Annotated in this window: 25 protein-coding genes; 12 read left to right on the top strand and 13 right to left on the bottom strand. The window is 50.1% G+C overall.

The features are described 5' to 3' along the window. The 3 genes from otnI to RS889_RS00390 all read left to right on the top strand — a co-directional run bounded on the left by otnI (window position 1) and on the right by RS889_RS00390 (window position 4612). On the top strand, window positions 1-777 hold the full coding sequence (gene otnI / locus RS889_RS00400; protein WP_315708950.1) for a 2-oxo-tetronate isomerase: 777 nt from the start codon (window positions 1-3) through the stop codon (window positions 775-777). 229 nt (window positions 778-1006) lie between these two features. Further along, on the top strand, window positions 1007-2362 hold the full coding sequence (locus RS889_RS00395; RefSeq protein WP_315708949.1) for a GntP family transporter: 1356 nt from the start codon (window positions 1007-1009) through the stop codon (window positions 2360-2362). Window positions 2363-2956: 594 nt separating this feature from the next. Then, entirely contained in the window at window positions 2957-4612 is a 1656-nt protein-coding gene (locus tag RS889_RS00390; RefSeq protein ID WP_315708948.1) for a methyl-accepting chemotaxis protein, read from the top strand. Window positions 4613-4745: 133 nt separating this feature from the next. On the opposite strand, the gene RS889_RS00385 is transcribed toward RS889_RS00390, so the two are convergent. From RS889_RS00385 to RS889_RS00360, 6 genes are all read right to left on the bottom strand, one after another. Continuing rightward, entirely contained in the window at window positions 4746-5930 is a 1185-nt protein-coding gene (locus RS889_RS00385; RefSeq protein WP_315708947.1) for an aminotransferase-like domain-containing protein, read from the bottom strand. A 93-nt stretch (window positions 5931-6023) separates the two neighbouring features. After that, window positions 6024-6725, bottom strand: coding sequence for a high-affinity branched-chain amino acid ABC transporter ATP-binding protein LivF (livF, locus tag RS889_RS00380; protein ID WP_425475102.1), 702 nt, complete (start codon window positions 6723-6725; stop codon window positions 6024-6026). Between the two features lie 4 nt (window positions 6726-6729). Beyond that, entirely contained in the window at window positions 6730-7500 is a 771-nt protein-coding gene (gene livG / locus RS889_RS00375) for a high-affinity branched-chain amino acid ABC transporter ATP-binding protein LivG (RefSeq protein WP_021013614.1), read from the bottom strand. Beyond that, on the bottom strand, window positions 7497-8771 hold the full coding sequence (locus RS889_RS00370) for a high-affinity branched-chain amino acid ABC transporter permease LivM (RefSeq protein WP_315708945.1): 1275 nt from the start codon (window positions 8769-8771) through the stop codon (window positions 7497-7499). Before RS889_RS00370 ends, livG begins: the two co-directional genes overlap by 4 nt. Continuing rightward, on the bottom strand, window positions 8768-9694 hold the full coding sequence (gene livH / locus RS889_RS00365; RefSeq protein ID WP_315708944.1) for a high-affinity branched-chain amino acid ABC transporter permease LivH: 927 nt from the start codon (window positions 9692-9694) through the stop codon (window positions 8768-8770). The genes RS889_RS00370 and livH overlap by 4 nt, the downstream gene beginning before the upstream one ends. A gap of 78 nt (window positions 9695-9772) precedes the next feature. After that, window positions 9773-10885 (bottom strand): branched-chain amino acid ABC transporter substrate-binding protein, encoded by a 1113-nt coding sequence (locus tag RS889_RS00360; protein ID WP_315708943.1) that lies wholly within the window; start codon window positions 10883-10885, stop codon window positions 9773-9775. 404 nt (window positions 10886-11289) lie between these two features. Here RS889_RS00360 and panM point away from each other — a divergent pair, with 404 nt between their 5' ends. Then, the gene (panM, locus tag RS889_RS00355) at window positions 11290-11694 is read left to right on the top strand and encodes an aspartate 1-decarboxylase autocleavage activator PanM (RefSeq protein ID WP_021013618.1); all 405 of its coding nucleotides are present in this window, start codon (window positions 11290-11292) and stop codon (window positions 11692-11694) included. Window positions 11695-11767: 73 nt separating this feature from the next. Here the strand turns inward: panM and rpoH are convergent, their stop codons facing one another. The 4 genes from rpoH to ftsY all read right to left on the bottom strand — a co-directional run bounded on the left by rpoH (window position 11768) and on the right by ftsY (window position 15897). Continuing rightward, on the bottom strand, window positions 11768-12625 hold the full coding sequence (gene rpoH, locus RS889_RS00350) for an RNA polymerase sigma factor RpoH (protein WP_021013619.1): 858 nt from the start codon (window positions 12623-12625) through the stop codon (window positions 11768-11770). Between the two features lie 305 nt (window positions 12626-12930). Beyond that, complete coding sequence (ftsX, locus tag RS889_RS00345) at window positions 12931-13899, bottom strand: permease-like cell division protein FtsX (protein ID WP_021013620.1); 969 nt, start codon at window positions 13897-13899, stop codon at window positions 12931-12933. Next, complete coding sequence (ftsE, locus tag RS889_RS00340) at window positions 13880-14560, bottom strand: cell division ATP-binding protein FtsE (RefSeq protein ID WP_021013621.1); 681 nt, start codon at window positions 14558-14560, stop codon at window positions 13880-13882. Before ftsE ends, ftsX begins: the two co-directional genes overlap by 20 nt. A 26-nt stretch (window positions 14561-14586) precedes the next feature. Beyond that, complete coding sequence (ftsY, locus tag RS889_RS00335; protein ID WP_315708942.1) at window positions 14587-15897, bottom strand: signal recognition particle-docking protein FtsY; 1311 nt, start codon at window positions 15895-15897, stop codon at window positions 14587-14589. A 306-nt stretch (window positions 15898-16203) separates the two neighbouring features. Here ftsY and rsmD point away from each other — a divergent pair, with 306 nt between their 5' ends. Further along, the gene (gene rsmD, locus RS889_RS00330; protein ID WP_315708941.1) at window positions 16204-16779 is read left to right on the top strand and encodes a 16S rRNA (guanine(966)-N(2))-methyltransferase; all 576 of its coding nucleotides are present in this window, start codon (window positions 16204-16206) and stop codon (window positions 16777-16779) included. A gap of 31 nt (window positions 16780-16810) precedes the next feature. Beyond that, complete coding sequence (locus RS889_RS00325; RefSeq protein ID WP_290183270.1) at window positions 16811-17101, top strand: DUF1145 family protein; 291 nt, start codon at window positions 16811-16813, stop codon at window positions 17099-17101. Between the two features lie 74 nt (window positions 17102-17175). Here the strand turns inward: RS889_RS00325 and RS889_RS00320 are convergent, their stop codons facing one another. Then, window positions 17176-17502, bottom strand: a complete 327-nt coding sequence (locus RS889_RS00320) for a DUF1820 family protein (protein WP_021013625.1) — start codon at window positions 17500-17502, stop codon at window positions 17176-17178. Between the two features lie 259 nt (window positions 17503-17761). On the opposite strand from RS889_RS00320, the gene RS889_RS00315 reads away from it, so the two are divergent. After that, window positions 17762-18391, top strand: coding sequence for a lysoplasmalogenase (locus tag RS889_RS00315; RefSeq protein WP_315708940.1), 630 nt, complete (start codon window positions 17762-17764; stop codon window positions 18389-18391). Window positions 18392-18587: 196 nt separating this feature from the next. Here the strand turns inward: RS889_RS00315 and tusA are convergent, their stop codons facing one another. After that, window positions 18588-18833, bottom strand: a complete 246-nt coding sequence (tusA, locus tag RS889_RS00310; RefSeq protein ID WP_021013628.1) for a sulfurtransferase TusA — start codon at window positions 18831-18833, stop codon at window positions 18588-18590. A gap of 219 nt (window positions 18834-19052) precedes the next feature. Here tusA and RS889_RS00305 point away from each other — a divergent pair, with 219 nt between their 5' ends. Continuing rightward, window positions 19053-19730, top strand: a complete 678-nt coding sequence (locus RS889_RS00305; protein ID WP_315708939.1) for a 7-cyano-7-deazaguanine/7-aminomethyl-7-deazaguanine transporter — start codon at window positions 19053-19055, stop codon at window positions 19728-19730. A gap of 142 nt (window positions 19731-19872) precedes the next feature. Then, window positions 19873-20436, top strand: coding sequence for a DcrB family lipoprotein (locus tag RS889_RS00300; RefSeq protein WP_315708938.1), 564 nt, complete (start codon window positions 19873-19875; stop codon window positions 20434-20436). Between the two features lie 45 nt (window positions 20437-20481). On the opposite strand, the gene RS889_RS00295 is transcribed toward RS889_RS00300, so the two are convergent. Continuing rightward, window positions 20482-21702 carry an MFS transporter gene (locus tag RS889_RS00295; RefSeq protein ID WP_315708937.1) on the bottom strand — a complete coding sequence of 407 codons (1221 nt, stop codon included), beginning with the start codon at window positions 21700-21702 and terminating at the stop codon, window positions 20482-20484. Window positions 21703-21948: 246 nt separating this feature from the next. Between RS889_RS00295 and yhjD the strand changes: the two genes are divergently transcribed. From yhjD to kdgK, 3 genes are all read left to right on the top strand, one after another. Continuing rightward, window positions 21949-22941, top strand: coding sequence for an inner membrane protein YhjD (gene yhjD, locus RS889_RS00290; protein ID WP_021013632.1), 993 nt, complete (start codon window positions 21949-21951; stop codon window positions 22939-22941). 56 nt (window positions 22942-22997) lie between these two features. Then, complete coding sequence (locus RS889_RS00285; protein ID WP_290180982.1) at window positions 22998-23195, top strand: 2-hydroxymuconate tautomerase family protein; 198 nt, start codon at window positions 22998-23000, stop codon at window positions 23193-23195. 178 nt (window positions 23196-23373) lie between these two features. After that, window positions 23374-24315 carry a 2-dehydro-3-deoxygluconokinase gene (gene kdgK, locus RS889_RS00280; protein ID WP_315708936.1) on the top strand — a complete coding sequence of 314 codons (942 nt, stop codon included), beginning with the start codon at window positions 23374-23376 and terminating at the stop codon, window positions 24313-24315. Window positions 24316-24329: the final 14 nt, after the last annotated feature.

Raw genomic sequence — 24329 nt, 5'->3', positions numbered from 1 at the left:
ATGCCGAAATTTGCTGCAAACCTTTCGACCCTGTTTACCGAACTGCCCTTTCTGGAGCGTTTTCAGGCTGCCGCTGAGGCGGGTTTCAACGGCGTTGAATTTTTATTCCCTTATGAATATCCAGCCGAGGTACTGGCTGAGAAATTACAGCATTACGGGCTTCAGCAGGTATTATTTAATACCTCGCCAGGTAATATCGCGGCGGGTGAATGGGGAGTCACCGCTTTGCCGGAACGAGTAGAGGATGCGCACCAGGATATTGATCGCGCGTTGGAATATGCCATCGCCCTGAATTGTCCCTCCGTACATATTATGGCGAGTATTATTCCAGAAGGTGCGGATATATCTCTTTATCAGCGCACCTATATTGAGAATATTCGCTACGCGGCCGATAAGTTTGCCCCGCACAATATTAGCATCATGCTGGAAGCGCTAAACCCGGGTCTGAAACCCCGTTATCTATTGGCCAGCCAATATCAAACACTGGAGATGGTAAACCGGATTGATCGCGACAATGTCTGGGTGCAGTTGGATCTCTATCACGCCCAAATTGTTGACGGTAATCTGACACAGATTATGCGGGAAATGCAGGGTCGTTACGGTCATGTTCAGATTGCCGCCGTACCGGGACGTCATGAACCTGATGAAGGAGAAATAAATTACCCATTCTTATTTGAAGAACTGGATCGTCTCGGTTATTCCGGCTGGGTAGGTTGTGAATATAATCCACGAGGGAATACAAAAGAGGGATTAGGCTGGATTAAACCCTGGCAATAAATATATCGACATTTTTCACGTTACAATTGTATTGTCGCTTTCCTGTAACGTGACATTTATTGGATATGTTCATTATTATAAAAATGAAATTCAGGGGGAATTATCATCGCTGACCATGACTCTATGAACGTCTTTTTATCTTAAAAAAATAAAAAATACTTCCTGCTATTACCTGCAATAACAGGAAAAACATCAACGCATAAATATTATTTAATTGAGGGTCAGAATTATGTCAACCTCAGCATTACTCTGCATCGCAATACTGGGCGTATTATTACTGCTCTTGTTAGTAATAAAAATAAAAATACAGCCTTTTGTGGCGCTATTAATAGTCAGCTTACTGGTAGGACTGTCTACCGGCATTCCCACCAGCGAAATCATGAAAGTTATGACCAGCGGGATGGGGGGCGTGCTAGGGTCAGTCACCATGATCATCGGTCTGGGCGCCATGCTGGGCAGGATGATTGAGGTTTCCGGCGGTGCCGAATCCCTGGCAAAGCGTTTTACTCAACTATTGGGAACACACCGGATTATTGCCGCACTAACCATCGCAGCATTTATTCTCGGTATCCCGGTGTTCTTCGATGTCGGTTTTATTATTCTGGCCCCGATTATTTATGGTTTTGCCAAGGTCGCCAAAGTATCACCACTGAAATTCGGTTTACCGATGGCGGGTGTCATGCTGACCGTCCATGTGGCGATGCCGCCTCATCCTGGCCCGGTTGCCGCAGCAGGGTTGCTGAATGCGGATATTGGCTGGCTGACCATGCTGGGCATAGCCGTTGCCATCCCGGTCGGTGTCATCGGTTTTTGGATGTCGACGTTCATTAACCGCCGCAACTACGCCCTCTCCATTGACGTTTTGGAACAGTTGCAGTTAGCCAAACCGGAAGACAGCACGACACCGCTGAATACCCGCGCACCGTCCGCCGGGCTGGTCACCGCCTTGATTGTGATACCGATCGCCATCATCATGCTGGGTACGGTCTCTGCCACGATTCTACCGGCAGGGCATCCCATCCGTAATCTGTCCACACTGGTTGGCGCGCCGGCGGTGGCACTGCTTGTCGCGCTAACACTGGCATTTTTCTTTATTGCCCGTCGTCAGGGATGGACGCTGGAAAAAACCGGGATGGTGATGGGTGATGCAATGCCAGCGGCAGCCGTTGTGATTATGGTCACCGGCGCTGGCGGGGTATTTGGTAAAGTACTGGTGGAATCGGGTGTCGGTAAGGCACTGGCTGAGACCCTAACCAGTATCCATCTGCCACTGATACCGGCCGCGTTTATTCTCTCCCTGGCACTGCGAGCCTCTCAGGGTTCAGCTACCGTTGCCATTCTCACCACCTGTGGATTGTTAACCCAGGCAGTCAGTGGTTTAAACCAGATCCAATTGGTGCTGGTCACGCTGTCGGCCTGTTTTGGCGGCCTGGGATTATCACATGTAAACGATTCCGGATTCTGGATTGTCACCAAATATCTTGGATTGTCCGTCTCTGATGGGCTGAAAACCTGGACGCTACTCACCACAGTACTTTCTCTGTCAGGATTTTTTATCATCTGGGGTTTATGGCTGGTAATCTGATATTTTATTCCTGCATCTGAGAATCCTGTCACAGATGCAGGTATTTCTATGTGGCGATCGCCAACATTACAATCGACAAATCACGCTCACTTCCTTATTCTTATTATTAAATAATAGTTATTACCAAAGGAAATAGATGACTTGGTTTTTATTGTTATTATCAGTCAATTATGTATTTCCATTACACCCATCATTTTGCAAGTTGCACGGGCGTTGTCTGCCTTTCGTTACTCGGTTGACGCCTTCTTATATCTTGAAATTCATTGGGTATATAAACATTATACCAAAATAATTCGAGTTGCAGGAAGGCGGCAAGAGAGTGAATCCCGATGAGCTTACTCAGATAAGTGATTCGGGTGAACGAACGCAGCCAACACACCTGTAACTTGAAGTATGACGGGTATAGCTGAACATATAATATGAATCATTATTTATGATCCAATAATAAAATACCAAAACAAAAGGCACTAACAAAAATTAATACACGATTTGTGAAAGAGAGGCCAAATTAAGCAAAATTATACACTGAAGTACCGTTTTCTTCTAAACGGAGCGATAAAAAACTCATGGAAATTAAGAAAAGTAAGGATATCTATGGACGTTTTAAAAAAGATGAAACTTGGCGCCATGCTGATTACCGGCTTCGCACTGGTAATTATCATTGGCCTGCTGGTCGCTATTTTTGGTCGCTCACAATTGGTTGCCCTGAGTAACGATATTCAATATCTCGCTGAAGAGCGTCTGACCGATCTGATACTGATACAGGAAACAAAAGCTGGCTTCGATATCAATGCCCGGCTGATACGCAATATCGGGCTCAGCACCGATCCACAACGAATACAGCAAGAAAAGCAGTTAATCGATAAACAAATCGCGCGTAACACAGCACTCCTCAAACAGCTGAATGAACGACTGGATACACCAGAAACCCGTGCTTCGCTGGATCAGATGACCAAGGCACGTCCGGCGTACCTGAAAGCTTTCCTGCAAGCACTTGAACTCAGTATGTCCCAACAACCCGAGTTGCGGGAACAGGCACGAGCAATCATGCTGAACGAAATGCAGACCGCCCAGGATGGTGTGTTCAAGGCACTGGATGGCATGGTTGACGCACAAAAAAACATGACCCTGTCCATGGCAACTAATGCCATGCACGAAGCAAAATCCGACGGTAACTTCATGCTGATACTGGCCATTATTTCCTCCGTACTTGGCATATTGGTCACTGGACTAATTAATCACATCATTAAAAGGCAGCTGGGTGGTGAACCGATCTATGCCGCGCAGATAGCTCGACAGGTTGCGCAAGGTGACTTATCCGTTACGATTTCTCTCCGCCCTGGGGACACTACCAGTGTGCTGGCGGCAATGAATGAAATGCAAAAAGGTTTGAGTAACGTTGTCGATCAGGTTCGCCAGAGCAGCGAATCTATCGCTACGGGGTCCAACCAGATTGCCGCTGGCAGCACCGATCTCAGCCAACGGACGGAAGAACAAGCCGCTAGCTTGCAACAAACCGCGGCTTCAATGGAAGAGATGAGTCAGACTATCCGCCAAAATGCAGATACCGTTCGCTCGGCCACCACGCTGGCTAATTCAGCCAGCGAAACGGCGGCCAAGAGTGGAGAAGCCGTCGGTAATATTATTCGCACAATGGAGGATATATCCGGCAGCTCCCGCAAGATAGGCGACATTATCGGCGTCATTGATGGCATTGCCTTCCAGACCAACATTCTAGCGCTCAATGCGGCGGTAGAAGCTGCCCGGGCTGGCGAGCAGGGGCGTGGCTTCGCCGTCGTGGCGGGTGAAGTGCGTTCACTGGCACAACGCTCGGCTTCCGCAGCTAAAGAAATTAAAGAGCTCATCAGCGAGAGCGTGCGAAAAGTGGAAACCGGCTCAAATCTGGTCGGGAAAGCGGGAACCACTATTGATGAACTGGTGCGCCAGGCACGTCATGTGGCCGATCTGATTAACGAGATTGGCACCACTACTCATGAACAGGAAGCGGGTATTTCACAGATTAATGACGCCATTAACCAGCTCGATCAGGTTACGCAGCAAAATGCGTCGCTGGTGGAAGAATCAACCAGTGCGGCAGACAGCCTGAACGACCAGGCATCACAGCTGGTAGATCTGATGAAAATATTTATTATTGCCGGGGCTCAACACCACACGCCTCGGGAAAAAGTGCAACCCAAACCCAGACTGGCATTGGCCAACGGCGCCAACAAAGACTGGGAAAGTTTTTAATCACCCTGCGGTGTGAAAGATCTGATATCTGATGGAGCATTCCCGCCAAGGCGGGAATCTACCTGATAGTCAAGGCGTTAACATTAAGAGAGGTCCCCGCTTTCTTTCACGAAGATGGCCGGAGTAGTCAAGCTTACAGCGTCCGCCGCAGGCGAGTAACAGCGTCGTACATCTGTTCTTCCGTCGCGGTAGCAAAGGATAAACGCAGCGTTGAATAATCAGGTTTTTCTGCGAAGAAAAACTCACCAGGCACAAATACCACGCCTTGTTCCAACGTTTTTTGCAGCCAGTCGGTGGTATTAAATTCCTGACGAAACCTGGCCCACAGGAACATGCCGCCTTTCGGCTGGTTAAAGGTAATCACCCCACCCAGCTCCTTCTCCATCAGCGATGACAGCAGTTCACTCTTCACTTTATATGCCTGACGGATTTTTTCGATCTGTGCCGGCAGGCGGTTCAAGCCCAGATAGTATTCGGCAATAGTCTGAGACAATGAGCTGGCATGCAGATCCGCTGCCTGTTTGATAATCGCCACCTTATGCAGCAACCATTCCGGCAGAATGGCCCATCCAAGGCGCAGGCCGGGTGCCAGTATTTTGGAAAATGACGAGGTATAAATCACCCGATCAGCATATCCGGCCTCTTTCGCCAGTTGATATAGCGTGGCATGACGTTCATCGGTAAAACGCAACTCGCCATACGGGTCGTCTTCCACGATGATGAAATCATAGCGTGCGGCCAGTTCTACCAACTGCTTACGGCGTGCCGCGCTCAACGTCGCGCCGCTGGGGTTGCCAAAGTTCGGCACCAGATAAACGCCTTTGATACGTTGTGTTTCCAGCAGTGTCGCCAGTTCATCCACCACCATGCCATTCTCATCCGATGACACCGACATGATTCGCGCTTCTGCCAGTTCCAGTGTCTGCAACGCCGCCAAATAGGTAGGGCGCTCGACCACAACGATATCCTGTGGATTTACTGTCGCACGCATCACCAGATCCAGCGCTTGCTGGGAACCCGCTGTAACCACAATTTCGTCGGCGCGGGTTTTGACCCCACGCAGTGCGCACAACGCCACAATCCGTTCGCGCAGCAAGGGGCTCCCTTCCGTTAAACCATACTGGAATGCCGACTTGGGCTGTTCGGTAATAGCTAATTGCGTGGCCTGATTCAGTCCCTCAAAATCAAACAATGCATCAGAAGGTATCCCTCCAGCCAACGAAATGACCCGGTCCATTTTGCTGTGCTTCAGCAACTCACGGATCGCGGAGCTTTTCAGGCGAGCCATGCGCTGCGCCAATAACGCTTCAATTGACATCTTGACTCTCACTTATGTATGGAAAGAAAGTGATCACACCATGGGTCGGTTTTATCGGCCTGCAACAGCGTTGACCATTTCTCTCGAAAATTGCTAACCGCCCAGATAGGCAGAACGTACAGCCTCATTGGCAAGCAACGCAGCTCCGGTATCTTCCAGCACAACACGGCCGTTCTCCAACACATAGCCACGATCCGCCAGACGCAAGGCCTGATTGGCATTCTGTTCCACCAGAAATATGGTCATACCTTCTTCACGCAATTGCTGGATAGTATCGAAAATCTGCAAGATGATAATCGGTGCCAGCCCCAGTGAAGGCTCATCCAGCAACAGCAAACGCGGTTGACTCATCAAAGCACGACCAATAGCCAGCATCTGCTGTTCCCCGCCAGACATAGTGCCCGAACGCTGGGCACGACGTTCATACAATCGCGGGAACAGATCATAAACCCGTTCAATTCGTTGTTGATACTGTTCGCGGTCGGCAAAAAAACCGCCCATCGCCAGATTCTCTTCCACCGTCATGCGGGAGAACACTCGGCGACCTTCTGGCACGATAGCAATGGCTTCACGCATGATATGCGCTGTTTGCCAGTCAGTAATATCCTTACCGTCGAAAATTACCCTTCCTTCCGTCGCCCGCGGTTCACCACACAACGTCCCCAGCAATGTGGTTTTACCCGCACCATTGGCACCGATAAGCGTGACGATTTCACCCTGGTTAATATGCAGGCTCACCTGATGCAGCGCCTGAATTTTGCCGTAGTGCGCCGAAACCTGATTCAATGACAACATAACCTTATCCTTCACCCAGATATGCTCGAATAACATCCGGGTTATTACGAATCTCTGCCGGCGTGCCCTGTGCCAGCGGCGTTCCCTGATTGACCACATAAATTCGATCGGAAATCCCCATCACCAGCTTCATATCATGCTCAATCAGCAGTACCGAAACCTGATGGTTATTGCGAAGATCGACAATCAAATCATTCAGTTCTTCCGTCTCTCTCGGATTTAGACCTGCTGCGGGCTCATCCAGCATCAATAGTTCAGGACGTGTCACCATGCAACGGGCAATCTCCAGCCGCCGCTGCTGACCGTAAGCCAGATTCCCCGCTTGACGGTTCGCCACATCCAACAAACCGACCCGTTCCAGCCACACCTCGGCACGGTTTTGTGCATCCGTTTCTGCGCGACGAAATGCAGGTGTTTTCAACAAACCGGCAAACACACCGCTTTTCAGGTGCTGATGCTGTGCCACCAACAGGTTCTCAATTACGGTCATTTCACGAAACAGACGCACATGCTGGAAAGTACGCACCACACCCATGCGGGCAATCTGCTGGCCGGGTATTCCTTCCAGATGCTGATCACGCAAGATGATGGTGCCACCAGAAGGACGATAAAAACCGGTCAGACAGTTAAATACCGTGGTTTTACCAGCACCGTTCGGACCAATCAGTGAAACGATCTCCCCGTTATACAGATCCAGTTCCACATTGTTCACCGCCAGCAGGCCGCCGAAGCGCATCATCAAGCCTTTAACCGACAATAATGGCTGCGTACTCATGCCTGACCTTCCTTCTTCTGCACCTTTAGCTTCATCTGCGGACGCTTCATCGGTAACAACCCCTGCGGACGCCAAATCATCATTAACACCATCAGCGCCCCCAGCAGCAACATGCTGTACTCATTGAGATCACGCATCAGTTCACGGGAAACCACCAGCAGAACGGCAGCCAGAATGACAGCAAACTGCGATCCCATACCACCCAGTACCACGATAGCCAACACAAAGGCGGATTCCGCAAACGTAAAGGATTCCGGGCTGACGAATCCCTGACGGGCAGCGAACAGCGTACCGGCAAAGCCAGCAAATGCTGCACTGATGGTAAAGGCAGTCAGTTTGATTTTGGTCGGGCTGAGCCCCAGAGAACGGCAGGCGATCTCGTCTTCGCGCAGGGCTTCCCAGGCACGACCCAACGGCATACGCAGCAGACGATTGATCACGAACAACGTCAGTATTACCAGCAGCAGCGCCACCAGATACAGGAAAACGATGCGATCATCGGGGTTATAAGTCAGACCGAAGAAGTGATGGAATGTATCCCAGCCACCACCACGCGGGGTGCGGCTGAATTCCAGCCCGAAGAGCGTCGGTTTGGGAATCTGACTGATACCGTTCGGCCCACCAGTGAACCCGGTATTGTTCAACAACAGGATGCGAACAATCTCACCAAAACCGAGCGTGACAATCGCCAGATAATCACCACGCAGTCGCAATACCGGGAAACCCAGCATAAAACCAGACAACGCAGCGGTAATCCCTGCCAGCGGCAGACTCTGCCAGAATCCCAGCCCGTAGTAATGACTCAACAGCGCGTAGGTATAGGCGCCGATGGCATAAAATCCGCCATATCCCAACACCAACAAACCGGAAAGCCCCACTACCACGTTCAGACCCAGTCCCAGCATGACATAAATCAGTGTCAGGGTGGCGATATCTACCGTACCGCGTGATACCAGAAACGGCCAGGCAATCGCGGCGACAATCAGTACCAGCGCCAGCAATTTCTGCCGTGGCGTACTACCATCAAAGCTCGGTAACACCCATGCCGGGCCGGAGAATTTCTTCATCCCTTGCGACAACGCTGGACGCAATAGCTGAAAAACAAAGACGATCGCGCAACCGGCCCCAATCCAGTACCAACGTACCGCTTTGGCACCATGTACCACCAGTTTCGTGCCGTCGAGACTCAGTTGCATTCCCATCAGGAACGTGGCCATCACCAGCAGTACCAATGCCGATATGATGGCATTAATCACATTGCGCTGCTTCATACCTTCTCAACCTCCGGACGCCCCAAAATACCGGTGGGCATCACTAACAGCACGACAATCAATAACGCAAATGACACTACATCCTTGTATTCCGTACTCAGATAGGCGGAAGTCAACGCCTCCGCAATACCCAGGGTTAACCCGCCGATCATCGCCCCAGGGATACTACCGATCCCGCCTAACACGGCAGCAGTAAAGGCTTTCATCCCGGCCATAAAACCAATATACGGATTAATCACGCCATAAAACTGACCCAGCAATACACCGGCGACCGCCGCCATGGCAGCACCGATAACGAAGGTCAGGGAGATGACACGATCCGCGCTGATACCCAGCAGACTGGCCATTTTCAGGTCTTCTGCACAAGCGCGGCAAGCACGGCCCATGCGGGAATAACGGATAAATAGCGTCAGCGCCAGCATCGCCAGAAAAGTCACCACCCAGATGATCAACTGCATGGTGCTGATGGTAGCGGCAAAACCGTTGCTTTCACCCAGCGTCCATTGCCCTTTCACCAGATTGGGTAACGCCACATCACGCGAGCCCTGGGTCAGACTGACATAGTTCTGTAGAAATATAGACATCCCGATGGCAGAGATAAGTGCAATCAAACGCTTGGAGTTACGCACCGGTTTATAGGCGACGCGTTCAATGCTCCAGCCATAGGCGCTTGAAATAACCACCGATGCAATGAAGGCTACGCCGATCAACAACCAGCCGGTATCAATGCCCATCATCATCAATGCGGCAATCACAATAAAGGAGACATAGCTACCGATCATATAAACTTCACCGTGGGCGAAGTTAATCATACCGATAATGCCGTAAACCATGGTGTAACCAATGGCAATCAGCGCGTAGGTACTGCCCAACGTCAGGCCGTTGAACATTTGCTGAAGGAAATAGAGGAACTGCTCGGACATACCTTAACCTTAGATATTGCCCCCACGCCTTTTAGCCGCGGGGGCATCGGTATTCAGGAGTAATACAGATTTGGCCAATTACTTCACGATGGAAGAAGTACCGTCTGCGTGCCACTTAAATACACCAAATTCAAACCCTTTCAGGTCACCTTTTGCATCCCAGCTTAATGTACCCATTACGGTATCAACCGGTTTCGCTTTCAGGTCGGCAACCAGTTTTTCCGGTTCCATGCTACCGCTGCGCTTCATAGCGGTAGTTAGTGATTGAATAGCGGCATAGGTCGTCCAGACAAACGGGCCGGTCGGATCCAGTTTTTTGGCTTTCAGCTCGTCGACAATCGGCTGGTTGGCAGGAACCTGATCATAGCGTTTCGGCAAGGTTACCAGCATACCTTCAGAGGCTGCACCCGCAATGTTGGACAAAGAAGAGTTACCAACACCTTCAGGACCCATAAATTGAGCGGTTAACCCTGCTTGACGGGACTGACGCAGGATCTGCCCCATCTCCGGGTAGTAGCCACCAAAATAAACGAAATCAACATCGTCTTTTTTCAGGCGCGCCACTAATGAGGAAAAATCTTTATCCCCCGCCGTTATCCCTTCAAACAACACTATATTGGCATTGGCTTTTTTCAGATTTTCCTGCACCGAACGGGCCAAACCTTCGCCATATTGTTGTTTGTCATGAATCACCGCGATTCTCTTCGGCTTCACGGTTTCCATGATATATTTCGCCGCCGTCGGCCCCTGATCGGAATCCAGACCGGTGGTACGCATGATCATTTTATAACCACGGGTGGTCAGATCCGCATTGGTGGCAGCGGGCGTGATCATGAGCACGCCCTCATCTTCATAAATATCAGAAGCTGGCTGTGTCGAAGAAGAGCACAAGTGACCGATAACATAGCGAATGCCATCGTTAATCACCTTGTTTGCTACCGCTACGGCCTGTTTCGGGTCACAGGCATCGTCATATTCGACGCCAACCAGTTTGTTGCCATTAACACCGCCTTTGGCGTTGATGTCAGCAATCGCCTGTCGGGCGCCAATAAACTCCATATCACCGTATTGTGCTACCGGGCCAGACATGGCGCCGACTACCGCAATCTTGATATCGGCGGCATTAACCGCGTGACTCATGGCAAACGCCATACACCCCATCAGCAATACTTTACCTGTATTTAATTTCATCCGTTTTTACCCCGTCGGTCATTTTTGGATATTGCTATAATCATTAACGATAATCGTGATTATCTACGCTTTCTTTATAAGTAATAACGAGTTAGGCTAAGTATTAGCAATAGTTTATAATAAGGCTTTATTTTTCATACCATTAAACAGGAATTTTATGCTGTAAAGCAACTCATGCTAACAGAAATAAGCGATACGAACAGGATAAAATACCAGCCTTAAAATCCAACTTTTATTTTATACATGGTTGGTTATGCTGGTTTATGCATCATATATCGATCCATTACTCGAAAAATAAGCAACAAAAAAAACATTTCCCCTGTTAACCGTACAGAAAAAGTTACACAACTTTTTTGATACAGGCTCACTACAATATTTTCATGAATTAACTGGAGCATCATCAAATGAAATTAACGGTTGAATGCCTGACGACACTTAGCGAACAGGACAGACTTGATCTCGCCAAAATTTGGCCACATCAGAATTTTGAACTACTGGAAAAAGAGTTGAGTGAGGACCGTAAATTGTTTGTCTCCCGTTTTAATGGCCATTTGCTGGCAGGCGTATTCGTTGAGATAGAAGGGAAATATGCCGAACTGACTGATTTGAAAGTACGGGATTCAACTCGACGTCATGGCGTAGGGAAATATATGATCGAAGAAGTACTACGCGCACTGCCGCAGATAAAGGAGTGGTGGCTAGATGCGGCCGACCACGCGATGGTCAGCGAAGAAGTCATGGACAAGTTCATGCAGTCCTGCGGTTTCTATCCGGTATCAGGCGGGTGGGAATATACGGTTCAGAAATAGGTGTGGTGATGGTGATAACAACATAAAACGACCGGACACTCCCGGTCGTTTTGACTTGCCTTTCGCGCTGTAACTACGCTTCTATCGCAGTACGCAGCTTTTTCATGGCATTCTTTTCCAATTGACGAACACGCTCAGCAGAAACACCATAATGATCGGCTAACTCCTGCAACGTGGACTTGTTGTCATCGTCCAGCCAGCGGGCGCGGATGATATGCTGACTACGTTCATCCAACCCTTCCAGGGCAAAGCTCAATTTGTCGGCCGCATGACTTTCCCAGTTATCTTCCTCGATGCCGTCAGCAAAGTCAGAGGATTTATCCTGTAGATAAAGCATCGGCGCCATAGCATGGCCCGGTTGTGCATCATCATCCGGCGTCGGATCAAAAGTCATATCCTGCGCTGACATGCGGGATTCCATTTCAAGGACATCTTTGCTGGACACGCCCAGCTCACGCGCTACCAGTTCAACTTCATCCGCACTGAACCAGCCGAGGCGCTGTTTAGTCTTACGCAGATTAAAGAACAGCTTACGCTGTGCTTTAGTGGTCGCAACTTTGACGATACGCCAATTACGCAACACATATTCGTGGATTTCCGCCTTGATCCAATGTACCGCAAAGGAAACCAGACGAACGCCCACATCAGGATTAAAACGACGCACCGCCTTCATCAGACCGATGTTGCCTTCCTGGATCAAGTCCGCTTGCGGCAAGCCATAACCAGAATAATTACGGGCGACATGAATAACAAAGCGCAGGTGTGGCAGGATAAGCTGCTTGGCAGCCTCCAGATCTCCCTGGTAATGCAGCCGTTCAGCCAGCGCCCGCTCTTCCTCTGCCGTCAGCATCGGATAGGCATTGGCGGCACGAATGTACCCTTCCAGACTGCCCTGGGGAACTAAAGTGAAAGTTTGCATATCTTTGGTCATTCAATCCCTCTCATAAAATCGTTCATGCAGTAATGAATCATTAAGCATCATACCCATCGTTACTCTGTAGTGCTTTTGTGCTGCAAATGGCACCGACGACAAAATCCGGCTCACGTATGATTAAGAGTGGTGATTTACACTATAAGTTCCTACATTTTTATCCATCTTGTTTTACATATCAAGATGGAAAATCCGCAATGTGTAAACACAAAACAAGCGAAATAACGCGCTGAAAAGCACCGTAGCAACACGCTACTTCTGCTGTACGCCTGTGTACCACCAAAGCAGAGTATATCAAAAAAAGCTTATTCCGGTGTAAAACGGCGTAAATGTTGTACTGTAGCCAACCAGGCAGCCAACCAGCCGATGATGGCGGCGATCAGAATCAGCAACACGGCTTCATCCCAGCCTAACCCTTGCACCGTGAACGTTGTACCGAATACCGATGCGACCTGTTTGACGCCAACGGCCAGTTTCCAGACCAATGCCTGCGACAAGATCAATGAGAACACCGCACCACAAAACCCCAGTAGCGCCCCACCGTTCAAGAACGGTCGCAAAATGAAACCATCTGTGGCGCCAATCAGCTTCATGACGTTAATCGTATCACGACGGCTGAAGATGCTCAGACGTACGCTGTTGCCAATTACCAGGAATACCGCTACCACCATCAGGATGCCAATGGTGGCGGCAATCTGACCGACCAACCCGGTTAACGCCATCAGCCGCGAGAACCAACTGTCATCCATTCGGACTTCATCCACACCTTGCGTTGCCGCAATGCGGTCCCGCAGTGAGGTAAGCGTGTCGGTACTCTGAAAAGTGAGTTTGGGGGTCACTATCGCTACGGCAGGTAGCGGATTCTCTTCCAGCATATCCAGCGCACCACCAAACCCGGACCAGTTACGAAATTCACCCATCGCTTCGGCGCGGGACAGATAATTAACCTTATCGACACCGTCTTCCGTCTTGATTTTATTGATAACCGCCTCGGCGGCGTTATCATCCAGCGATTTATCCAAATAGACTGTCAGTTGAGGTGTCGGATACCACTGAGCCGCCGCCTGACTGACATTTTTCCAGACCAAATAACAGATACTGGGCAATGTCAGGGAAATAGCGATAACCATGATGGTCAACAGTGTTGCCAACGGCTGACGCAGCATATCTTTCAGAGCACTCATCCAGGCATAACGCCACTGCTCCCGCCAACCACCGCGCAGTGACTTGGTTTTCATACTGGGTTTGTTCGTTTTACGGGCGCGATTCACCATCGTAATGTCCTCCCAGCATGCGTCCCTGAGACAGGGTCAGTACCCGATAATTCCGGCATGAAATCAGTCCTGTATCGTGGGTTGCCATCAGCACAGTCACTCCGACCCGGTTAAACTCTTCAAACAACCGCAGAATACCCTCTGACAGTACATCGTCCAGATTGCCCGTTGGCTCATCCGCCAGAAGTACCACGGGTTTGTTCACCACCGCACGGGCGATGCCCACCCGTTGCTGTTCACCACCAGAAAGCTGAATCGGATAATTGCGCGCTTTATCCAGCAGGCCAACTTTATCCAATGCCGCTGACACACGACGGCGAATGTCTTCACTGCTGGCACCAGAAATGATCAACGGCATCGCCACATTCTCATAAACAGTACGATCCATCAGCAAATGATGATCCTGAAAAATCATCCCCACCTGTCGACGCAAGAAGGGTATTTCACGCTTTTTAAGACGGCTGATGTCATGCCCACCGAACAGGATATGGCCTGCGCTGGGGCGCTCAATACCGCAAATCAGTTTCAGCAGGGTACTTTTCCCTGCACCGGAATGGCCGGTCAGAAATACCATCTCAGCGGGGCGAATATGAAAATCTACGCCCTGTAAAGCCTGACGTCCGCCGAGATAAGCTTTACTGACCTGTTCAAAGCGAATCATCCGTTCTCATCCTCGCGAGCAAATTTTTAGTCTTCACGGGCAAACAGGGCCTCAATAAAATCATCAGCCTTAAACGGTCTCAAATCTTCAATACTTTCCCCAACGCCGATATACCGGATCGGGATACCAAACTGGTCGGCAATAGCAAATATCACACCGCCTTTGGCAGTACCATCCAGCTTGGTGAGTGCAATACCACTCAGGCCGACGGCTTCGTTGAACAGTCTGGCTTGACTGACAGCATTCTGTCCAGTGCTGGCATCCAGCGTCAGCATGACTTCGTGCGGAGCCTCTGCATCCAGTTTTTTCATCACCCGCACGATTTTTTTCAACTCGTCCATCAGGTGGGCTTTATTTTGTAAACGCCCGGCAGTATCGGCAATCAACACATCAACTCCACGCGCTTTCGCTGCCTCAATAGCATCGAAAATCACCGAGGCGGAATCAGCACCGGTATGCTGCGCGATCACCGTTACATTATTACGTTGACCCCACACCTGAAGCTGCTCTACTGCGGCAGCACGAAAAGTATCCCCCGCCGCCAGCATCACCGATTTCCCTTGTGCCTGATACTGACGCGCCATTTTGCCAATAGTGGTGGTTTTGCCGACACCATTGACACCAACCATCAGGATGACAAAAGGTGTTTTACCTTCAATATTCAGCGGTTCATCCACTTTTGCCAGAATGTCGGCCATCTCTTCTTTGAGTTTGGTCATCAGCATATCGGTATCTTTAAGCTGCTTACGGCTGACATGGTCCATAAGACTGGTGATAATTTTACGGGTAGTTTCTACCCCAACATCAGCAATAATCAGTTGTTCTTCCAACGCTTCAAACAGATCATCATCAATTTTCCTGCCACGAAACAATCCGACAAATCCGGAACCCAGATTTTGTCGGGTTTTGACCAGACTGCGTTTCAGTCGGGCAAAAAATCCTTCTTTGGTCGGACGCTCCTGAGGTGCCGGATTGGCGTCCATCTCTTGTGGCAATTCCTTTTCCGACAAGACGTTGGCTTCACGATCTTCTGCTACCACGAGTGGTTCATCAGGTTCCACTTCTGCGGACGATAACGAAATCGTCACGTTTTCCACCACGACGTCAGATTGTTGACTGGCAACCTGTTTCTCATCTTCCTGCGAGACCGCGGGTTCATCATCCGGCTCTGCCGTCAAGGGCTGCGGCGCAGAGGTGTCCGTTGATAACGGTGCATCCGGGACCAAATCAACCGTTTCACCTGTGTCAGGTTTCTCTTGCGGCTGCTCGGTGTTCTCTTCTTCCTGCCGCTTTAATCCCAGCCAGGAAAACAATCCGCGCTTCTTCTCTTTTGCCATGTTGTAATCGCGCTCCTCGCCACCCAGTGCGGCGGATAAATAATCAATGAAGTCAACAAAACAACGAGTTTAACACTTTCCCGACCACAGCAACACGCAGCGAACGGTACCTCTGACCGACAATCTCCGTAACCAAGTATGTCAAACCCACTGAAGAGAAAAGCCGAAGGAGTCATCCTTTACACCAGATAACCATAACGATGTCATCTTATACATTCCCTCTACCGCTGACCGCCGTTAGAATAGCGCTATTCTATTTTACGGCAGAGCCACTATCGGTACCGAAATTCGGTAAAACATCACGCTATGGCAAAACAAAATGCAAAATCGTCAACTGGCCAAATCCGGATTATCGGCGGTCAGTGGCGTGGCAGAAAACTTCCCGTACCGGACAGTCCCGGATTGCGCCCAACAACGGACCGGGTACGTGAGACATTATTCAACTGGTTGGCGCCGGTTATTCAACAAGCACGTTGTCTGGATTGCTTTGCCGGCAGTGGTGCACTCAGCCTGGAAGCACTGTCTCGTTATGCTGCCCATGCCACATTATTAGAAACAGAGCACACTATTGCCCGACAATTGGTGCAGAATCTGACATTACTCCGGGCAGAAAATGCCAAAGTCATCAATACGGATACACGGCAATGGCTGGCGCAGCCGGGTGAGCCTTTTGATGTCGTTTTTCTGGATCCGCCGTTTCGCAAAGACTTGCTTAACAACACCCTCCATCTGTTGGAATCGCAAGGCTGGCTGGCTCCGGAAGCCTGGATTTATATAGAAACCGAAGCAGAAAATCATACGCTGTCCATCCCGAAGAACTGGCTATTACACCGGGAAAAGATAGCAGGTCAAGTGGCTTATCGGCTCTACATCCGCCAATAGCATGGCACGATTGCGATACAAAGAGGAAATGATGACGATTTGGATTAATTTTGGCCGGTTACTGATGCTCGGGGTATGGAGTTTTCTGATTTTTAATCTGATCTCTCCTTTCCCCCGGCCGCTGAATATTTTCATGACCGTCGCGATGGGGTTCATGATACTGATGCACGGCATCCAGTTCCTGTTGCTCAAGGCCAGTCAACCTAAAGATGCGCCTCCCCTCGACCGGGCATTTCAGCTACGCGTCTTCCTGTTTGGTGTGTTCGAACTGCTGGCGTGGCAGAAAAAACAACCGCCCATCTCGCCCCGCAAACACAGATAGCCATAGCAACCAGGCCTGGAGAACAACGTTCATCCAGGCTCGATGTAACGAATCGAAATAGCCAAACAGAAGATTCAGGGATTTTTACCTGGCAAGTAAGGAAAATGGGAAACATTGTCGCCCAGCTCTGAAATCCGCGCACTCCCCTTGTCCCGCTCAGTCACCGCGTCGATACGGATCACCGCCTGTAACGGAATAAAGCTGCGACTGACGCCGGCAAATTCGGTTTTCAGTTTCTCAATTGAGGGATCAACCAGTAGCGTTGATTGGCTATCGAAAACAAAGTCGGCAATTTCAATAAAGCCGAACAGATTGCTCGGTACCAATTCTCGTACATAGAGCTGATAGTTCTTGCCGTTATTTATAAACTGAATACGGTAAAGTGCAGGTTCAGTGCTCATGCAACAACGCTCTCCTTCGACATATTGCCAACACTTGTCATGTCATACGCTACAAAAAAACTGGCCGTTAACATAACATGAAGCTTGCCGCCTCGCATTAGCCGTTACCGATGTTGTTGATCCCGCTAACAGTCCCTACACTGGGGAGAACATCACCTGATGACAAACGATGAAAACGGCTTGTCCAGGGCTGGCTACAAGCTGCTTACTGTCGTCAGTGTTTTTTCGACCGGTCAATTAACTGAATCAAGGACAATCTATGCTGTGGTCTTTTATTGCTGTTCTCTTCTCTGGCTGGTTGTACGTCGACGCCAGCTACCGTGGCCCCGTCTGGCAGCGCTGGCTGTTCAAGCCCGTGACACTGTTGTTACTGATTGCTTTGGCCTGGCAAACACCCATTCTTGGCATCCCGGGATATCTGGTGATAGCAGGGCTGCTGGCAACGCTGATTGGTGATGCACTGCTGCTGCTTCCCACCCAACGACTACTATTTGCCATCAGTGCCTATTTTATAGCACACCTGCTCTATACGGTGAGTTTTCTCTCTTCGCAATTATCCCTGAGCTTCTTCTGGCCGCTGCCGCTCGTGCTGATAATACTTGCTGCACTGCTGATTGCCGTATTGTGGCAACAGTTGGGTACCCAACGCTGGCTGGTTTGCGCCTTTGTGGTGATGACCACCATCATGGTCTGGGTGGCAGGGGAACATTACTTCTCGCTGGGTACTGATTACAATTTCTCATTGCTGGTGGGTACAGGGCTGCTGTTCATTGGTCATGCTATCTGGCTGATCCAGCACTTTCGCATCAGCTTCCGAGCCCAGCGTGCCATTGTGGCGGCCTGCTATTTTGGTGGCCATTTTCTGATTGTCAGATCGCTCTATTTTTAAACGGGCTGACTACTGGTTTCCCTTTTGCCATCAAAACATTGATAAGCATCGCGGCGCTGGGCGCGTTATTTCCCGACGCCATTGCCGAGGCAAGCATAGTGCTGATGCTATCCATGTAAGGTGAACGGGTTAACTATAAAGACGCTAAAAGACATCACATTTTAGTGTGTTATCGGGTACGGTGCGGGCGATGTTTTCACTGGCCTTTACGCAGCAGATAACGATAAGGCAGTTGCTCTGTCATCTGGGCCAGCAACTCGTGCTCCATATAGCGGCAAAAACCCGGAATATCACGCGTAGTAGCAGGATCATCAGCGATGATCAGCAGCGTTTGACCCGTTTCCATCTGTCGCACGGTTTTGCGTACCATCATCACCGGCTCCGGGCAACGCAGTCCCTGTGCATCCAGCGTTTTATCCGGGTTGGTAAAGACATCAGCCATTAACATTCTCTGTTTGCGGTGTTTGTAGTCAATAAAAGAGTAGAAGCGCCCTAGTTTACCTTGTGCATTTTTCGGTGCAAGCCATCAAAATACTTGCATGAAAAGTAACCATTGCAAAGATAAGACAATTGCGTATTATGCCGCGTCGTGCCGTAATATGAGGCGAAAAGATTTGTTACTTTTGGGTTCCCTCCCCCCAATAACCAAAAAGGTCATACTATGTTTCAATTTACTCCGCAGCAGCGACTCACCGCCCTATGCTGGTTGTCGCTATTCCATGTTCTGATCATCACGTCCAGTAACTACCTAGTACAGCTCCCTATCATGATTTTTGGTTTTCATACCACCTGGGGTGCGTTTACCTTTCCGTTCATCTTCCTGGCAACCGATCTGACGGTACGAATTTTCGGCGCACCGCTGGCACGCCGCATTATCCTGGCGGTAATGATACCGGCCCTGATGATTTCCTACCTGGTTTCCTCACTGTTTTATCAGGGAGCCTGGCAGGGTTTTGGCGTGCTGAGCGAAGTCAACATCGTGGTCGCCCGTATTGCTTCCGCCAGTTTTATGGCCTACGTGTTGGGGCAGATTCTGGATGTACAGGTCTTCAATCGCTTGCGCCAACGCCATGCATGGTGGGTGGCACCGTCGGCCTCTGCTGTGCTGGGCAATTTCGTTGATACGATGGCGTTTTTCTTTATCGCGTTTTACCACAGTACAAACCCGTTTATGTCAACACACTGGAGAGAGATCGCGATGGTGGACTATGCATTCAAAATCACGATCTGTACGATATTTTTCCTGCCAATGTATGGTGTAGCGCTGAATATGCTGCTTCGGCGCCTGAGTCGGCAGGGAAAAGATACCCCTTATCCGGCAGTTCAAAGCGAAAACTGATTTCGGAATAACCGGAAAATTATCTTCTTTGTCAGGTTTTACCGGTACAAGACAGGGTTTGTGACAACAAAACGCTTGTTTTTACTGCCTGAATCGGGTGCCATAACACCGTATCGGTTTTATTGACAAAAGAAGGGACCCAATGCCGAATATAGCAAAATACCTCGGAATCGGTCTGCTGGCGGCAACGCTGGCAGCGTGCGACGGGAATAGTGATAAAAACGCCCCGGTGCAAAGTAAAAGTGCAACGGCCGAAAAATCAGCGGGACAAACGGTTACTCTGCTGTCAGGGAAGCTGTCGTTTATCTTACCGGCAGGCCTGAGCGACCAAAGCGGTAAACTCGGCACTCAGTCGAACAATATGCATGTCTATGCCGACTCAAATGGCCAAAAAGCCGTGATCGTTATTTTGGCCGGCAACACGCCTGACACGCTGGCCGTACTGAGCCAACGTCTGGAGGATCAGCAACGTACCCGTGACGCCAATCTCCAGGTAGTGACCAACAAAGCGATTGAGATAGACGGCCAGAAACTACAGCAGTTGGACAGCATCATCACCAGCGGCGGACAGAAAGCCTATTCTTCCGTCGTACTGGGTAAAGTGGATAACCACCTGATGACATTACAAATTACCCTACCCGCAGGCGATCAACAGCAGGCACAAAGCGATGCGGAAAGCATTATCAGTACGCTAAAACTCCGTTGACAGAGGATCAGGGTCGTAAACGGCCCTGACACTGATATCACAGGATTACACTCGTCTTAATGTGTCTTCCGACACAATCAGGGAACGTCGGTACAACCGCCAGATCAGCAACAACCCCCCCAGCAACAACAATGCCGCTGCGAGATAAATTGACGCGACACCGGTGTACCCCATCAGCACACCAGCAACCGGGCCCACAATACCCAGGGAGAGATCGAGGAAAATAGTGTAGGTTGCCAGTCCACTGCCTTGATTTTGTGGTGATACCGCTTTCACGGCAACGACACCCAATGCAGGGAAAACCAGCGAGAATCCCGCTCCCGCCAGAAAGGCCCCTACTTCCGCCATCGCGGGATACATTGCCAGCCACACCAGCAGCAATCCCACACCTTCAACCACAAAGCACACGAAAGAAACCGCCAAACCACCAAATCGGTTAATCACATTGGGAAACAGTAAACGGGTTCCGACGAAAGCACAGCTGAAAATACTCAGCGTCAATGCGGCCCCTTCCCAATGTTTATCGTCATAAAACAACGTGATGAAAGTGGCGATAACACCAAATCCGGCCGAGCCCAAGGCCAGAATAACGCCATATACCCATACTTTGCTCAGCACTTCGCGAAACGGTAATTTTTTCCCCGGTGTAGCGCTTACAGCCTGTCGTGGCAGCGCCAGCAGAATGGCGGCGGTTGTCACCAGCATAATGACCTTTGCCAACAGCATCAGCCCGCCCAGATGGTAAATCCACACCCCCAGCGGCGCTCCCACGGCCATCGCCCCATAGGTTGCAATACCGTTCCATGAAATCACTCGGCCAATATGCCGTGCCCCCACCACTCCGATGCCCCACAACGTCGCCCCGGTACCAGCAAAACTCTGCCCGATACCCAGAATGATGCGCCCCACACACAGCAATAATAATGCCAGCACCGGCGAAACATCATTCCAGGCCGCCAGCGCGTAGAAAACCCCACTCAATAACGCCCCTGCCAACCCCAGTACCACAACGTTTTTAGGGCCTTTTTCATCCGCATAACGCCCAGCATGCGGGCGGCTCAAGAGGGTAGCGAAATACTGTAGGCTGATCACCAACCCGGCCCAAAATGGGCTGTAACCAAGATGGTCGTGAACATAACCAGGCAAAACCGCCAGCGGTAAACCAATGGTCAGATAACTGGCAAAGTTAAACATCACCACGGAAGCAATACGCACATTAAGGCGCAACGCGCTCAGTGATGGTTCTGGCGGCGACAGAGCAGGCATGAGAGATTGACTCACTTAACATTAACGTTTGCGGGGCAAACGTGTTAAACGAAAGATTAGTGTTAACAGCAAGAGTCAGCAGTATAAACAAGCCGGTCAAGACTTTCAGCGCTAATTGATGCCATATCAATTATTGTACTGATCACCGAGTATTGACCAACCCAAGTGCAGCGCACAAAAAACCGGAGTTATCGTGATGTCAGTTATAATCCATAGGATGGATGACCGTATTCAGGAGATAATGTCATGCCAGCGATGCCAGACCGACAACGTACCACACCGAAAACTCAGAGTAATGGCAACACGCCAGATCCCACATCATTACTGTCACGGATGAAACGGTGGAGTGAGCGGCTAAAAACGGTCCCTAGCGTAGCGCACTTTATCCGAGCCGGGGAACGCTTTAATGACCGGATGGGGAATCAGTTTGGCGCGGCCATCACCTATTTCTCTTTTTTGTCTCTGATTCCCATTTTGATGGTTTCTTTCGCAGCGGCGGGCTTCGTGCTGGCCTCCAATCCGGATATGTTGGCGGAACTGATCAACCATATCGTTAATACCATCAGTGATCCCAACCTGGCCAATACGCTGAAAAACACGGTCAATACCGCCGTGCAGCAACGTACTACCGTAGGTATTACCGGTTTACTGATTGCGCTGTATTCCGGCGTTAACTGGATGGGTAATCTGCGTGAAGCGATCCATGCCCAATCCCGTGATGTCTGGGAACGTAAACCACATGATGAAGAGAAACTCTATTTTCAGTACCTGCGCGATTTCTTTTCGCTGATTGGGTTGCTTATCGCCCTGATTATCACCCTGTTCCTGACATCAGTGGCGGGTACCGCACAAAGCACCATCGTTATTGCGTTGGGTCTGGACGGCATCGAATGGCTGCGACCGGTGATGACACTGATCACACTGTCTATCTCCATATTCGCCAACTATCTGTTATTTATCTGGATACTGTGGGTGTTGCCACACACAAAACCCCGACACAGCGCACTGCTACGCGGCACACTGATGGCGGCTATCGGTTTCGAGATACTGAAGTTCGCCATGACGGTGGCACTCCCCTGGCTTGCCCGTTCACCTTCCGGCGCCGCATTTGGCTCTGTCATCGGCCTGATGACTTTCTTCTACTTTTTTGCTCGGCTAATACTATTTTGTGCGGCATGGATTGCAACGTCAGAAGATAAAGGCGATAACACAGTGGATGACGGTGTCCCGCCACAATAGGCGTCACGCTCCGTAACGATTTTTGTACTTTATTACCCGAACAGACAGGAGAAAACATGCCTTTCGTTAATATCAGAATCACCAAAGACGGAGCAACGGCAGAGCAGAAGAAACAGCTGATTGCAGGGGTAACACAAGTGCTGGTGGATACCCTGGGGAAAAATCCTGCCACCACCATGGTCGTGATTGATGAAGTGGATACCGACAACTGGGGAATCGGTGGCCAGCCTGTAACTGAACTGCGTAAAAAATAACGCCACTGCGCCAGGCACACCGTGTATCGGATTGGGAAACTGCTGGTTTTCCGATCCACATCATGAAAAAATAAAACATCGTTTCATCGCTCTTGACTCTACGCAGTGTAATGTTGAGACTGACGCTGACTTTTTCCTGGTTACTTACCGATTTACTTTTTCAACAGGCCGGCTTGTCATGACTAAAAAAAACATTGCCATCATTGGCGAATGCATGATTGAACTGTCGCAAAAAGGTGCGGATCTCAGCCGCGGCTTTGGCGGTGATACTCTGAATACTGCCGTATATATTGCACGTCAGGTAAAGCCCGACGCGCTGGATGTCCACTACGTGACCGCGCTGGGTACCGACTCTTTCAGCACAGAAATGATAGCCGCCTGGCAGAGTGAAGGTGTCAAAACCGATTTGATCCAGCGTATGAATGACAAGCTGCCAGGCCTGTATTTCATCGAAACCGATGCCAGCGGCGAGAGGACGTTCTATTACTGGCGTAACGATGCCGCCGCCCGTTACTGGCTGGAAAGTGATGATGCTGAAACCATCAGTAAGCATTTGTCACAATTCGAGTATATCTACCTGAGCGGTATCAGTCTGGCCATCCTTAACCCGACCAGCCGTCAGCGTCTGATGTCCGTGCTACGCGCTTGTCGCACCAACGGTGGAAAAGTCATTTTTGACAACAACTACCGCCCACGTCTGTGGCAAAGCGAAGAAGAAACCCGGCAAGCCTATACCGACATGCTCTCTTGTACTGATATCGCCTTCCTGACACTGGATGATGAAGACATGCTGTGGGGCAAGCAGCCGATAGAAGAGGTGCTGGCACGTACCCACAAACTGGGTGTAACGGAGGTCGTGGTGAAACGCGGTGCGGATTCCTGCCTTATTTCTCTGAAGGGTGAACCGCAACTGTTAAATGTTCCAGCCATCAGCTTACCGAAAGAAAAGGTCATTGATACTACCGCCGCAGGTGATTCATTCAGCGCTGGCTATCTTGCAGTGCGGTTGAATGGCGGCAGTGCGGAAGAGGCAGCCAAACGTGGACACCTTACCGCCAGTACTGTCATTCAGCATCGCGGTGCCATCATTCCGCCAGACGCCATGCCAGCCTGGGCATAGCCATCACTCATAAC

Source organism: Brenneria uluponensis (genome assembly GCF_032395385.1).
Classification (GTDB): domain Bacteria; phylum Pseudomonadota; class Gammaproteobacteria; order Enterobacterales; family Enterobacteriaceae; genus Prodigiosinella; species Prodigiosinella aquatilis.
This window is presented reverse-complemented; position numbering and strand designations above follow the sequence as displayed.